Source organism: Fructobacillus sp. ChS1-6f1-1-27 (assembly GCF_059579415.1).
On the sequence record NZ_JCAOER010000017.1, the window covers coordinates 1 to 13,556 of the forward strand.

Here is a 13,556-nt window from a genome sequence, read left to right on the forward strand (position 1 = left end):
GACTGACACCGATTGAATATCGGGTGTCAGTCCTCAAGGCCGCTCAATGACATGTCCTAATTTTGGGGTTCATATCAGTCTTGGTGCTTTTTTGACAAAAGGTTGGCTGCTTCTGTCAACCTAATTAATAAAACCAAGTATCATAAACCGTGATTGGTTCGTGGCGTTTTTGCTGGCTAGCTAAGTAAAGCTTTTCGATTTGGTCGGCGTCTTTATCGGCGACATCTTTGCCTTCTAAGTAGTCATCGACGACATCATAGGTAATCCCCAAAGCAACCTCATCGGGTAATTGGGGCCGGTCATCTTCCAAGTCGGCTGTTGGAACCTTTTGATAAAGGTTCTCCGGTGCTTTTAACTCAGCTAGGAGTAAGCGACCCTGGCGCTTGTTTAACCGCCAAAGGGGGTTAATATCAGTGCCACCATCACCATACTTGGTAAAGAAGCCGGCAAAGGCTTCAGCGGCGTGGTCGGTGCCAATCACTACCGCATTGTGTTCTCGGGCAACGGCGTACTGGGCGGTCATCCGGATTTTGGGCTTGATTGAGCCGCGACTCATATCATCAACGGCTAGGCCGGCTTCGCGCAGTGAGGCGACTAGGGCATCGGTTGCGGCCTTAATATTGGTTGTAACGGCTTGGTCGGCTTTGATATAGTCAATGGCTTGCTGAGCATCAGCTTCGTCTTGTTGGACGCCGTATGGCTGGCGAATAGCAATGAACTGGTAAGAATCATCGCCGGTTTCTTGGCGGAGCTCTTCAATGGCCATTTGGCCGAGCTTACCAGCCAAGGTTGAATCCTGGCCACCAGAAATGGCAATCGCTAAGCCTTGGTAGGCAGAGTTCTTTAGGTAATCCTTTAATAGTGTGATTGACCGTTTGATTTCACTTTTGGGGTCAATCGTTGGCTGAACTTTGAGGTCAGCAATGATTTGTGCTTGGAGGTCGCGCATTCATTTTCTCCTTTTACGTACGTTACTGAATCTTTTGGCGGATGGCCTTAATCAAGGTCATCTTGTGGGTGTAGACGTCTTCTGCTAAATCAACAGGGTAGGATTCAGGATTTAAAATCCGCTTGTATTCATCCCAAAGTCCATCCAAGGACTCTTTGGCGTAGGCTTTCACCTCATTAATTGATGGCAGGTCATAGACTAGGTCACCGTGGTCAAAGATGGTTTGTAAGATTGGCCTGGCGTTGAAGTCTTTGACGTCCTTTGAAATCACTGGGTGGTCGGGGTCAAACATGTGGAGTGACTCTTGACCGTTGGGGTCGTCTTCCCAATAAGTCAAATAGTCACCTTCGGACTTGCCATCCTTTTGATCGGTAATCCGCCAAATTTGTTTCTTACCCGGGGTTGAAATCTTAGCGACGTTATTGGATAGCTTAATCGTGTTCTCCCCGTCAAATTTGACCATTTTATAGACTGCTCCAAGGGCCGGCTGGTCATAGGCGGTAATTAGCTTGGTACCAATTCCCCACACATCAATCTTAGCCCCCTGGGCCTTTAAGTTGAGAATGGTGTATTCATCCAAGTCGTTAGAAGCATAAATTTTGGCATCCGGGTAACCGGCTTCATCCAACATTAGGCGGACTTTCTTGGACAAATAGGCCATGTCGCCGGAATCGATTCGAACGCCTTGGAAGTTGATTTGGTCACCAAGTTCCTTAGCAACCTGAATGGCAGCTGGGACGCCAGACTTCAAAGTATCAAAGGTATCAACCAAGAAAACGACATCATGGTGGGTTTTGGCATAGGCCATAAAGGCTTGGTAGTCATCCTGGTAAGCCTGGACCAAAGAATGGGCGTGGGTCCCAGAAATCGGAATATTAAAGAGCTTGCCGGCCCGGACATTAGAAGTGGCGTCAAAGCCAGCGATGTAAGCAGCCCGTGTCCCCCACAGGGCGGCATCGAGTTCTTGGGCCCGTCGGGTTCCAAATTCCAATAATGGTTGCCCTTCTGTCACGGCTGTAATCCGAGCCGCCTTAGTTGAAATTAGGGTTTGGAAGTTAATGATGTTTAATAAAACGGTTTCAAGTAATTGAGCATCAACCAAGGGCCCGTCAACTTGGACGAGTGGCTCGTGGTTAAACATCACTTCGCCTTCTTTGGCAGCGTGAATAGTCGCAGTCAGGCGCCAGTCCTTTAAGTAGGCCAAAAAATCGCCTTCATAGAGGCCAAGTGACTTTAGGTAAGCTAAGTCATCGGCTGAAAAACGGAGTTCTTGTAAGGTTTTGACAATCCGCTCTAAGCCGGTGAAAACAACGTAGCCGTTTTCAAATGGCATTTTGCGAAAGTATGCTTCGAAGACCACGTTTTTTTGGTCTAAGCCCTCTTTCCAATAGGTATAAATCATATTAATCTGGTAAGCATCGGTGTGCAAAACCAGGGAATCATCAGTATACATGGCACCTGTCCTTTTCCTTCAATTATACGCAAGTTGACCCGAAAAAACCGAATTAATTTAGAACTTCACAAGTCAGACTTTTCCAAGTTCGGATTTTTTCTGTCAAGTAAAACCAGGGAATGTTATCAAGTTGTAAATTGTCTGGTCTTTGGTATGGATTGGGGAGGAGCCTGTTTACAAATTTAGACCTTGTTTAGAATGGGCTCTATTAGGAAAAGATGAAAAAGGTTTTTGAATTCACAAAAGCACCGGTCTAATGTCAACCAACAATTGTGTTAATTTTCGGTGTAAATTGCCCTAGTTTTGTAAAAAAATAGTAACTATTTGAGTAACCGTGACCATGATGGGGCTGGATTGAATTCGGCAGTTGTATTTTAAAAACAAACATCTGTTCCCCTCTTAAAATTCGTTGTAGGATATTCACACGCCCCAAAAACGAACATAAAAAATTAGGAGGAATAATTATGATTGATGAAATTCAAACAGCTGAATTCCCGGACTTAACTGTCGTAAAACGCAGCGGAGACAAGGCTTCATACCAGGCCTACAAGGTCGACTATGTTTTAGGCCAGTTAAAGCTTTCAGGTGAGGTGGTTGACCAAATCAGTCAGCGACTAGTTACCGGCTTACAGGATAAGAAAGAAGTCCAGTCAACTGAAATTGGTGACTTAATCTTGACTGGGCTGCTAGAAGCGGGTCAGCACGAAGCGATTAAGTCCTTTAAGAACCACTTCCAAGCTGACTTAGACCACTTTAAGGATGCTTCTAGTGTTGAAAAGCGAATTAGCAAACTCTTCGCAGAGGATGATTCGGTTGTCCATGAAAATGCCAATAAGGATAGTAAGGTCTTTAACACCCAACGGGACCTGGAGGCTGGTGCTGCTAGTCGGGCTTTGGGGTTAAAAATGCTGCCGCCATTGGTGGCCAAGGCGCACTTACGTGGGGATATCCACTGGCACGACCTTGACTATTCCCCAGTCACCCCGGCAACCAACTGCTGCTTAATTGATTTCGATAACCTCTTAAACAACGGTTATAAGATTGGAAATGCCTGGGTCGATACGCCTAATTCCATTCAAACGGCGACCGCTCAGATGTCACAAATCATCGCCAACGTTGCTTCTTCTCAGTATGGTGGCTGTTCTGCCAACCGGATTGACCAATTACTAGCCCCCTTTGCTGAAAAGAATTATAAGAAGCACCTAGCTGATGCTAAAAAGTGGGTTAGTGCTGACAACCGTGATGAATACGCCAAGGAAAAGACCAAAAAAGACATCTACGATGCCATGCAGGCTTTGGAATATGAAATTAATACCCTGTACTCATCACAAGGACAAACGCCTTTTACCACAATTAACTTTGGCCTTGGCACTTCTTGGATTGAACGGTCTATCCAAAAGGCCATCTTGCAAATCCGGATCAAGGGGCTTGGCAAGGAAGGACGGACGGCCATCTTCCCTAAGCTGATTTTCACGGTGAAAAAGGGGTTGAACTATGCCAAAGAAGACCCCAATTATGATATCAAGGAATTAGCCCTGGAATGCTCAACCAAGCGGATGTACCCGGACTTGCTGATGTATGACAAGATTGTTGAAATTACCGGGTCTTTCAAAACCCCAATGGGTTGCCGGTCATTTTTGCAAGGCTGGTGGGATGAAGACGGTAAGGAAGTTAATTCCGGCCGGATGAATTTGGGCGTGGTCACGATGAACCTGCCCCGGATCGCTTTGCTAGCCCAAAAAGACAAGGACCTCTTCTGGAGGGTCTTTGAAGATAAGCTGAAGTTAACCCACCAGGCCCTGGCTTACCGGATTGAACGGACCAAGGAAGCTGTTCCTGAAAACGCACCATTACTTTATATGTATGGGGCTTTTGGTAAGCGGTTGAAGAAGACTGATAGCGTTGATGAAGTCTTCAAGAATAGCCGGGCTACGGTTTCACTGGGCTACATTGGCTTGTACGAAACTTGTACCGCTTTTTACGGACCTAACTGGGAAAAGAACCAAGAAGCCCATGACTTTGCCGAAGAAATCGTCAAAAAAATGCATAATGCCTGTGCCGATTGGGAAAAGGAATCTGGCTACCACTATAGCCTGTATTCAACGCCGGCCGAATCATTGACCGATACCTTCTGCCAGGCTGACCAGAAGAAGTTTGGCCAGGTGGCTGACATCACCGATAAAGACTACTATACCAACAGTTTCCATTATGATGTCCGCAAGCACCCAACGCCATTTGAAAAAATCAGCTTCGAAGAAGTCTTTCCTAAGTATGCTGCTGGTGGCTTTATCCACTACTGCGAGTACCCTAATTTGCGACAGAACCCTAAGGCCTTAGAGGCCGTTTGGGACTGGGCCTATGACCACGTTGGTTACTTAGGAACCAACACCGCCATTGATAAGTGCTTTAAGTGCGGGTTCTCTGGTGAATTCAAGGCAACCTCAAGAGGTTTTGTCTGCCCAGACTGTGGCAACCATGACCCTCAGTACTGTGATGTTGTCAAAAGAACTTGTGGTTACCTCGGTAACCCGCAACAACGACCAATGGTCCATGGCCGCCACGTTGAAATTTCTTCCCGGGCCAAGAACTTAACGAAGGAGATGATCGGTCATGCCGCACAAAATTCGAAAGCCAAACAATCCGACGCCCAAAGAATGGACGACCAGAGAGCTTAGTCAAAATAAAATTGCTGACTACAAGCCCTTTAACTTCGTTGATGGGGAAGGAATCCGCTGTAGCCTCTATGTTTCTGGCTGCATGTTTATCTGCCCTGGCTGTTATAACGTCGTCGCTCAAAACTTTAACTACGGTCAGGAATATACACAGGACCTAGAAGACCAAATTATCGAAGACTTGAGCCAAGACTATGTCCAGGGGCTGACCCTTTTGGGTGGGGAACCCTTCTTGAATACCGATGTTTGCTTAAGGTTATGCCGGCGAATTCGCAAGGAGTTTGGCCATGCCAAGGACATTTGGTCATGGACCGGGTACAAGTGGGATGAGCTCTTGTTGGAAACTCGCGATAAGTTAGAGTTGCTGTCCTTGCTTGATATCTTAGTTGATGGCCGGTTTTTGGAAGAAGAAAAGGACTTGACCCTGCAGTTCCGTGGGTCTGCCAACCAGCGAATCATCGATGTGCCAAAGTCCTTAGAGGCCAAAAAAGTAGTCATTTGGGACAAGCTGGTCCGTTAGGGGCTTGGTGCTACGATTAGCATAATCGGAATGATTTTTGTCATTTCTGGTAAATACAGCAAATAATAGTAAAAAATAACCATGAAAAAATTAGAAATTAAAGACCTCCATGTCCGTGTGGAGGAAAAAGAAATTTTAACGGGGGTCAATTTAACGATTAACCCCGGCGAGTTCCACGCCATTATGGGTCCGAATGGGACTGGTAAGTCGACCTTGTCACAAACAATTATGGGTCAATCTAATTACGAAATTACCCAAGGACAAATCTTGGTTGATGGCCAGGATATCACAGGGATGGAAGTTGATGAACGAGCTCGACTAGGACTGTTTTTAGCAATGCAGTACCCGGCCGAAATTCAAGGGATTACCAACTTTGAATTTATCAAAGCAGCGATTAATTCCCGTCGGCCTGAAGATGACCCAATTGATACGTTAAGCTTTATGCGGCTTTTTGATGAAAAACAAGAGTTTTTGTCGATGAAAAGTGAGTTAGCCGACCGATATTTGAACGAAGGTTTTTCTGGTGGTGAAAAAAAGCGGAATGAAATCATGCAGATGCTGATGATTGAACCGAACCTTGCCATTTTAGATGAAATTGATTCGGGCCTAGATATTGATGCCTTGAAGGTTGTCGCCAAGGGGGTTAATAGCCTCCGCTCTGACCACTTTTCAACCTTGATGGTGACCCACTACCAGCGCTTGCTCGATTATGTTGTTCCAGACTTTGTTCATGTCATGATGAGCGGCAAAATTGTCAAAACTGGCGGACCAGACTTGGCCAAGCACTTGGAGGCTTCTGGTTATGCCGCTTTGCGGGATGAATTAGGCCTTGATTTGACGTTGACTGATGAAGACGAGGACCTGCTTGGAGTAGGTGGGCAAAATGACTGAGGTCGCTTTATCTTTACCTCAATTTGATAAGGTTCCCTACCGGTTTTGGGGCTTGGATCAAATGGCTGAAAAATTGGCTCAACCCAAAGTATCAGCACGCTTAACCGATGACCAAGTACAAGCAGGGGTTCGGTTGGTGGACATTACTCGTTCGCCCCAGGATGACCAGGGCCTTTATGACCAGGTTTACGGGCAGGTTATCAACCCAACCGCCGACCGATTAGCCAACCAGCACTTTGCGACTTGCCAGGCCAATTACTTACTGGTCATCCCAGACCAAGTTGAACTAGCAGGGCCGGTCAACCTCCAAGTGGATTTGCCAGCAGATTCTTCTGATTGGCGGTTTCATTTGGCAGTGAGTGCCGGCAAAAACAGTCAGACCTCTGTATTTTTGAACACTATTGGTGGGGCAAAAGGGCAAAAGGGGACGGCCTTTGTTGAAGTGGTTGCTAAGCCCCATGCTGATTTACGGTTTGCCAGCTTGGACCAGACACTTAATGCGACCTCTGTTTACTTTAACCGTCAGGCTCGAGTTGGTCTTGGTGCCCAAATGACTTGGGTCCAGGCTGCTATGAATAGTGGCCAAACGATTAACCAAACCACTAGTCACCTAGTTGGTGAGGGAGCCAATAGCCAAGTTTACTTGGCTAGCTTTGCAAACCAAAAGCAAGTTCAAGGCTTCAATACGGAAGTGACCCACTTTGGTCGACAGACCATTGGGGCCATTTACCAGCGCGGGGTTATCTTCGATAAGGCTAGTTTAGTCTTAAACGGACTTGGCAATATTAAAAAGGGGGCCGCTGGAGCTGACGCCACCCAGGGATCTCGGATTTTGATGTTGTCAAAAAAAGGTCGTGGGGAGGCCAACCCGGTCCTACTAATTGATGAAAACGATGTGACTGCCGGTCATGCGGCCTCGGTTGGCCAAGTCGACCAAGACCAACTTTATTATCTGATGTCGCGGGGATTGGACCAGGACTTAGCTAAGCAGTTAGTGGTGCGTGGCTTTTTTGGGAAAGCTTTGACAGAGTTTCCGGACCAAACATCAAAACAAGCAGTCTTAGCAGCGGTTGAAAGGAAAATGAATGGTCAGTAAAAGTGACTTTCCAACTTTACAACAAAAGATGAATGGCCAGCCGTTAACTTATTTGGATAGTGCGGCGACCAGTCAGACGCCGGATTCAGTTTTAGAGGCAATGGCTGCTTACTACCAAAATTACCGTGCCAATGTTCACCGTGGCCTTTACCAGTTGGCTGAAACAGCAACGGCTGAATACGAGGCGGCCAGAGAAGCCGCCCAATCTTTTATTAATGCTCAGTCTACTAAGGAAGTTATTTTTACCAAATCAACGACGGAGGGGCTCAACTTTTTGGCTAACAGTCTTGGGGATGATATTAAACCAGGCGATGAAATCCTGGTGCCTTATTCAGAGCACCATTCCAACTTGGTACCTTGGCAGGTTTTGGCTCAAAAAAAGCGGGCAAGTTTGCGCTTTATTAGTTTGACCGAAGATGGTCGGGTTGACTTGGCCGATTTGACTCAACAATTGTCGCCAAAGACCAAAGTTGTCGCTTTGGCTCAAGTTTCCAATGTCTTGGGGGCGGAAAATCCGGTTAGAGAAATTGCTGAGATGGCCCACCAGGTTGGGGCAATGGTTGTCGTTGATGGTGCCCAGGCAGTCGGCCACTTAGTGGTCGATGTTCAGGACTTGGATGCTGACTTTTACCTCTTTTCAGGCCATAAAATGTTAGGCCCAACTGGGATTGGTGTTTTATATGGCAAAGAAGCCTTGCTAGAAGACTTAGCTCCCTTCCAATATGGTGGTGAAATGGTTGGCGAAGTCACGACCGAAAAGACGACCTTCCAAGACTTACCTTGGAAGTTTGAGGCGGGGACACCTAATATTGCTGGGGCAATTGGTCTCAAAGCAGCGGTTGACTATTGGAATAACTTAGATCGAACCGAGGTCTTTCAACAAGAACAAGACCTCTTAGACCAAGCCAGCCAGGCCATCCGTCAAATCTCGGGGGCCAAGGTCTTTGGACCTAGTCAAAAAGAAGACCGGTTTGGTGTTTTGAGCTTTAATATCGCTGGCTGCCACCCGCATGATTTAGCCACGATTTTGGACCAAGAGGGAATTGCCGTTCGGGCTGGCGACCACTGCGCCCAACCACTAATGAAATACCTAAAACAACCGGCAACGGTTCGGATATCAGTTTCGATTTATAATGATGCAACGGATATTGACCAACTTGTTACCGGTTTGCACCAAGCATTGGAGTACCTCCGGCCATGACAAATCCAAGAATTAAAAACCTATACCGGCAAGTTATTTTGGACTTAGCCCGCCGCCCGCACCATTATCAAGAGAAAATCAAGGTGAATCAGACTTACCACTTACGACGGTTAAACCCGACTTGTGGGGACTTTATTGACCTCACACTTGGCGTCAAAGACGACCGGATCAATGCTGTTAGTTTTGATGGGGCCGGCTGTGCCATCTTCTTAGCTAGCACTTCTTTGGTTTTAGACCAATTACCGGGTTTGGATTTGGCAGCGGCTAAGACCTTATTAGCAAATTACCAAAAATGGGTGGTTGATCCTAGCCCTGACCGGCAAAAGGGTGCTGACTGGGAAGAAGTTTTGGCTGGAATTAAAGATTTTCCTGCCCGGGCTAAATGTGCCACTTTGGCCTCCAGTGTCGGTGAAGAAATTTTAGTGAAGGAAGTAGAAAATGGACCAGGATCGCAAAGATAGTATTGCAAGTGTGAAAGAGACAATTGGCGCTAACCGGCCCTATGAACATGGCTTTCAAGATGATCATCCGGCGGTTTATTCGACCGGTCAGGGTCTCAATAAAGATGTGATCCGAAAAATTTCGGCGAAGAAAAAAGAACCCCAGTGGATGCTTGACTTCCGCTTGCAGGCTTATCAGACTTATCTGGAGATGCCGATGCAAGATTGGGGTCCGGACCTATCAAAAATTAATTTTGATGAAATTTACTACTATAATAAACCAACTGATGAGAAATATCGGGACTGGGATGATGTTCCAAGCGATTTGAAGGATACCTTTGAACGGATTGGGGTCCCACAGGCCGAGCGAAAGTGGCTAGCGGGTTCATCTGCCCAATATGAGTCAGAAGTTGTTTACCACCGGATTAAAGAAGAGTTCGCCAAGTCAGGAATTATCTTTACCGATACTGACACGGCGGTGCAAAAGTACCCGGAATTAGTGAAGGAGTACTTTGGTTCACTGGTCAAGCCTAGTAATAATAAGTTAGCGGCCTTGAACTCAGCGGTCTGGTCTGGTGGAACTTTTATCTATGTCCCTAAAGGCGTCCAGGTTTCAACGCCAATCCAGTCTTATTTCCGGATTAACATGGAAAATGAAGGCCAGTTCGAACGGACCTTAATCTTAGTTGATGAAGGGGCCAGCGTTGACTATGTTGAGGGCTGTTCAGCTCCAATGTATTCGGCCGATGCCCTTCACGCTGCCGTGGTCGAAGTCATTGTTAAAAAGGCTGCTTACTGCCGGTATACTACCATCCAAAACTGGTCAAACAACGTTTATTCATTAGAGACCAAACGGTCATCGGCTGGTGAAAATGCCACGATGGAGTGGGTCGACGGGAACTTTGGTTCTAAAACGACGATGAAGTACCCATCAGTTTACCTCGATGGCAAGGGTGCTCGCGGTACGATGCTTTCAATTGCAGTAGCTGGAGACGGGGTTCATTTGGACTCGGGGGCCAAGATGATTCATAACGCTCCCAATACCTCATCTTCAATCGTTTCAAAATCGATTGCCCATGATGGCGGTAAGACGGACTACCGGGGAACAGTCAAGTTTGGTCGAGATTCAGCCGGGTCCTTCGCCCATGTTGAATGTGACACGATTCTAATGGATGACCAGTCTTCGGCCGACACGATTCCTTACAACACCGTTTTGAACGGGGAAGTCTCAATGGAGCACGAAGCAAAGGTCTCCAAAGTTTCAGAAGAACAACTCTACTATTTGATGAGCCGGGGGATTTCGGCCAAAAAAGCAACTGAAATGATCGTGATGGGCTTTGTCGAGCCTTTCACCAAGGAATTACCAATGGAATATGCCGTGGAGCTGAACCGCTTAATGAAATTTGAAATGGTTGGTTCAGTCGGCTAAAAGGAGAAAACACACATGACAAACCACCGCTTGCTTTATGATGTTAGTAAGTACCTGACGGCCATCTTGGTCATTTTCTTTCTTGGGCTCTTTTGCCTTGGAACCGGCGTGAACCAGTATCCAAAACTGGTAGGAATGGCCGGGCTTGCCTTTACCTTTGGCCTCCGTCATGCCTTTGACGTGGACCACATTGCGGCGATTGATAATATGACACGTAAAATGTTAAACGATGGCAAGAATACCAACGGGGTTGGCTTTTCTTTTTCCTTTGGTCATTCCTTGGTAGTAGTCTTGATGACTTTGGTGACGGTCTTGTTTGTTGACTGGGTTGAAAAGGGCTTGCCAGCCCTGGAATCAATCGGTGGCGTTTTTGGCACTTCGATTGCAGCGGTCTTGTTGATTACTTTGGCTGTGGCCAATGGCTTTGTTTTAAAAATAATTTGGCAAAATTTTCGTAAAATTAACCGGGGAACCTTATCCACTAATGATGATTCTTGGCAGGCCCAATCTAAAATATATGGATTGTTTTTAAAGGTGCTGGGGATGGTCAAACATAACTGGCAGGTGGCAGTAGTTGGCTTCATCTTTGGCTTGGGCTTTGACACGGCTACCCAAATTGCGGTCTTAGCAACTTCAGTAACCGCTTCGAGCCAGGGGGTGCCTTGGTACACCACGCTCGCAGTACCGTTTTTCTTCACGGCTGGAATGTGCACGATGGATACTTTGGATGGACTCTTTATGTCCCACGCTTACGGTTGGGTGATTTCCTCTAAGTACCGCAAGGTCTACTTTAATATGGTCCTGACCACTATTTCTGTGGTGGCGGCTGGTGCGATTGGCCTGGTTGATTTGACCCAGGTCGGCACCAATATCTTTGGCTGGCATAATGGCTTTAGCCGCTTTACGACAGGCTTGGACTTTAACCAGTTGGGAATTGCTTTAGTGGTTTTGTTCGCCTTTGCATGGGCGGTTGCTTTGATTTGCTGGAAGGTCTTTAACCTAAAGCAGTACGACCAGGCCTAGTAAATTTAACCAAGGTCTCGATGGAAAAAGACTTGCATTTCTTTTTAAATGCGATTAAAATTATCTTTAATTCATGAGGACGAGTACTTCTTCCAATGCTTAAGCGACGTCATGGTTGGTGAAAATGGCGGCTTGGATTTAGGAAAACTACCTCAGGTGCGGCCTTTTAGTAATGCGTGAAACAAAGCCCGGTGGTCAACCGTTATCAAGACATTGAGTGTTGTGGTTGGTCTTTTTGCTGGCTGCAAAACACGGGTGGTACCACGCAAACGCGTCCCTAGTTGATGAAAGTCAATTGGGGGCGCTTTTTTTATTTGCCAGGGTGCCGTGATTAGGAGAAGCAAGATGGAAGAGAAAAAAGAATTAAAGCGGTCGTTATCGCCGTTGCAAATGGAAATGATTGCCCTTGGGGGGACAATCGGAGTTGGCCTTTTCATGGGGTCAACCTCAACAATTAAGTGGACTGGAACGTCTGTTCTGCTGGCCTATGCCTTGGCCGGCTTGGTCTTGTACATTGTGATGCGGGCCTTGGGGGAGATGCTTTACGTCAAGCCCATCGTTGGGTCATTTGCCAACTATGCCACGAAGTACATTCACCCCGTTGCTGGTTATTTGACTGTTTGGGCCAATGTTTTCCAGTGGTTGATGGTTGGAATTTCTGAAACGATTGCCGTTGGGGTTTACATGAACTACTGGTGGCCTGGTATTCCAACTTGGGTAACTGGTTTGGTAGTCTTGGTCTTGCTGACTTTGACTAACTTGGTCACGGTTAAGGCCTACGGTAGTTTGGAAACTTGGTTCTCATTGATCAAGGTTGTCACGATTATCTTTATGATTATCCTTGGCTTCTTGGTCATCTTGTTTGGGGTTGGTAACCATGGCCACCCACTTGGCTTTTCAAACTTGTGGACGCACGGGGCCTTCTTTGCCGGTGGCTTTAAGGGCTTCATGTTTGCCCTTTCAATCGTGATGACTTCTTACCAAGCCATCGAAATTATTGGGATTACGGCTGGTGAAGCCAACCACCCCCAAGAAGCGATCGTGAAGTCAATCAAGTCGATTGTCGCTCGAATTTTGATTTTCTATATCGGGGCAATCTTCGTGATTATCACGATTTACCCATGGAACGAATTGGCAACTGTTGGTTCACCATTCGTTGAAACCTTTGCCAAAGTCGGCATTACTGCCGCCGCAGGAATCATTAACTTCGTGATGTTAACAGCCGCCGCTTCTGCCTTGAATTCTGGTTTGTTCTCATCATCTCGGATGCTTTACACTTTGGCCCAACAAGGCGAATTGCCTAAGTCATTTAAGAAGCTGTCAAAGAATTCTGTGCCAGACCTATCTGTCTTAGCCATGTCAGCCGGAATCTTACTAGGGATCGTCTTAAACGCGGTTATGCCACTTTTTTGGAAGGGGTCAGCAGACGTCTTCGTCTTGTTCTACTCCGCCTCAACTTTGCCAGGAATGGTGCCTTGGTTTGTCATCTTGATTTCGCAAATCAAGTTCCGTAAGGAAAACCCAGACTTGATGAAGGGCCACCCATTCATGTTGGCCTTGTCACCATGGTCAAACTACTTTGCCATTGCCATGTTGGTCATTACCCTGGTATTCATGGTGATTAACCCAACGACTCGGATTCCACTAGCAATTGGCTTTGCCTTCTTATTGATTATGGCCTTGTTGTTCTTCTGGACCCACCGCCATGGTGAAAAGGAAATGCCGGAGCTGTAAAAGTTAATAGTTAAAATAAAATGGTCGAATGAATTCGATTGTTAATTGTAAGAAAAAAGCAGCTAAGTGTGTGATATGAACCCCGAAATTTGGACAACCAAATTTCGAGGTTTTTATTATGTCCAAATTATCAAAAGAAGACAAAGTT

General features: G+C 46.4%; 11 protein-coding genes. 9 read left to right on the forward strand and 2 right to left on the reverse strand.

Features of this window, described 5'->3' with window-relative positions; genetic code table 11:
* Positions 1 to 124: 124 nt before the first annotated feature.
* The gene (gene nadE / locus AC5162_RS06090) at positions 125 to 949 is read right to left on the reverse strand and encodes an NAD(+) synthase (RefSeq protein ID WP_496534365.1); all 825 of its coding nucleotides are present in this window, start codon (positions 947 to 949) and stop codon (positions 125 to 127) included.
* Positions 950 to 971: 22 nt separating this feature from the next.
* Positions 972 to 2,402 carry a nicotinate phosphoribosyltransferase gene (locus AC5162_RS06095; RefSeq protein WP_496534366.1) on the reverse strand — a complete coding sequence of 477 codons (1,431 nt, stop codon included), beginning with the start codon at positions 2,400 to 2,402 and terminating at the stop codon, positions 972 to 974.
* A gap of 464 nt (positions 2,403 to 2,866) precedes the next feature.
* Here AC5162_RS06095 and nrdD point away from each other — a divergent pair, with 464 nt between their 5' ends.
* From nrdD to AC5162_RS06140, 9 genes are all read left to right on the forward strand, one after another.
* Positions 2,867 to 5,077, forward strand: coding sequence for an anaerobic ribonucleoside-triphosphate reductase (gene nrdD / locus AC5162_RS06100; protein WP_496534367.1), 2,211 nt, complete (start codon positions 2,867 to 2,869; stop codon positions 5,075 to 5,077).
* Complete coding sequence (nrdG, locus tag AC5162_RS06105; protein WP_496534368.1) at positions 5,013 to 5,594, forward strand: anaerobic ribonucleoside-triphosphate reductase activating protein; 582 nt, start codon at positions 5,013 to 5,015, stop codon at positions 5,592 to 5,594. Before nrdD ends, nrdG begins: the two co-directional genes overlap by 65 nt.
* An 81-nt stretch (positions 5,595 to 5,675) precedes the next feature.
* Positions 5,676 to 6,485: a Fe-S cluster assembly ATPase SufC gene (sufC, locus tag AC5162_RS06110; RefSeq protein ID WP_496534369.1), complete on the forward strand. Its 810-nt coding sequence runs from the start codon at positions 5,676 to 5,678 to the stop codon at positions 6,483 to 6,485.
* Positions 6,478 to 7,581, forward strand: a complete 1,104-nt coding sequence (locus tag AC5162_RS06115) for a SufD family Fe-S cluster assembly protein (protein ID WP_496534370.1) — start codon at positions 6,478 to 6,480, stop codon at positions 7,579 to 7,581. Before sufC ends, AC5162_RS06115 begins: the two co-directional genes overlap by 8 nt.
* Positions 7,571 to 8,782, forward strand: a complete 1,212-nt coding sequence (locus AC5162_RS06120) for a SufS family cysteine desulfurase (protein WP_496534371.1) — start codon at positions 7,571 to 7,573, stop codon at positions 8,780 to 8,782. The genes AC5162_RS06115 and AC5162_RS06120 overlap by 11 nt, the downstream gene beginning before the upstream one ends.
* Positions 8,779 to 9,243, forward strand: coding sequence for a Fe-S cluster assembly sulfur transfer protein SufU (sufU, locus tag AC5162_RS06125; protein ID WP_496534372.1), 465 nt, complete (start codon positions 8,779 to 8,781; stop codon positions 9,241 to 9,243). Before AC5162_RS06120 ends, sufU begins: the two co-directional genes overlap by 4 nt.
* Positions 9,221 to 10,651 carry a Fe-S cluster assembly protein SufB gene (gene sufB / locus AC5162_RS06130; protein WP_496534373.1) on the forward strand — a complete coding sequence of 477 codons (1,431 nt, stop codon included), beginning with the start codon at positions 9,221 to 9,223 and terminating at the stop codon, positions 10,649 to 10,651. Before sufU ends, sufB begins: the two co-directional genes overlap by 23 nt.
* Positions 10,652 to 10,666: 15 nt before the next feature.
* Positions 10,667 to 11,674 (forward strand): HoxN/HupN/NixA family nickel/cobalt transporter, encoded by a 1,008-nt coding sequence (locus AC5162_RS06135; RefSeq protein WP_496534374.1) that lies wholly within the window; start codon positions 10,667 to 10,669, stop codon positions 11,672 to 11,674.
* 345 nt (positions 11,675 to 12,019) lie between these two features.
* Positions 12,020 to 13,408 carry an amino acid permease gene (locus tag AC5162_RS06140; RefSeq protein ID WP_496534375.1) on the forward strand — a complete coding sequence of 463 codons (1,389 nt, stop codon included), beginning with the start codon at positions 12,020 to 12,022 and terminating at the stop codon, positions 13,406 to 13,408.
* The last annotated feature ends 148 nt before the right edge of the window (positions 13,409 to 13,556 follow it).

What these genes read in the sequence shown, in the direction of transcription:
- nadE (WP_496534365.1), bottom strand. Translation starts at nt 949, where the DNA reads ATGCGCGACCTCCAAGCACAAATCATTGCTGACCTCAAAGTTCAGCCA.
- AC5162_RS06095 (WP_496534366.1), bottom strand. Translation starts at nt 2,402, where the DNA reads ATGTATACTGATGATTCCCTGGTTTTGCACACCGATGCTTACCAGATT.
- nrdD (WP_496534367.1), top strand. Translation starts at nt 2,867, where the DNA reads ATGATTGATGAAATTCAAACAGCTGAATTCCCGGACTTAACTGTCGTA.
- nrdG (WP_496534368.1), top strand. Translation starts at nt 5,013, where the DNA reads ATGCCGCACAAAATTCGAAAGCCAAACAATCCGACGCCCAAAGAATGG.
- sufC (WP_496534369.1), top strand. Translation starts at nt 5,676, where the DNA reads ATGAAAAAATTAGAAATTAAAGACCTCCATGTCCGTGTGGAGGAAAAA.
- AC5162_RS06115 (WP_496534370.1), top strand. Translation starts at nt 6,478, where the DNA reads ATGACTGAGGTCGCTTTATCTTTACCTCAATTTGATAAGGTTCCCTAC.
- AC5162_RS06120 (WP_496534371.1), top strand. Translation starts at nt 7,571, where the DNA reads ATGGTCAGTAAAAGTGACTTTCCAACTTTACAACAAAAGATGAATGGC.
- sufU (WP_496534372.1), top strand. Translation starts at nt 8,779, where the DNA reads ATGACAAATCCAAGAATTAAAAACCTATACCGGCAAGTTATTTTGGAC.
- sufB (WP_496534373.1), top strand. Translation starts at nt 9,221, where the DNA reads ATGGACCAGGATCGCAAAGATAGTATTGCAAGTGTGAAAGAGACAATT.
- AC5162_RS06135 (WP_496534374.1), top strand. Translation starts at nt 10,667, where the DNA reads ATGACAAACCACCGCTTGCTTTATGATGTTAGTAAGTACCTGACGGCC.
- AC5162_RS06140 (WP_496534375.1), top strand. Translation starts at nt 12,020, where the DNA reads ATGGAAGAGAAAAAAGAATTAAAGCGGTCGTTATCGCCGTTGCAAATG.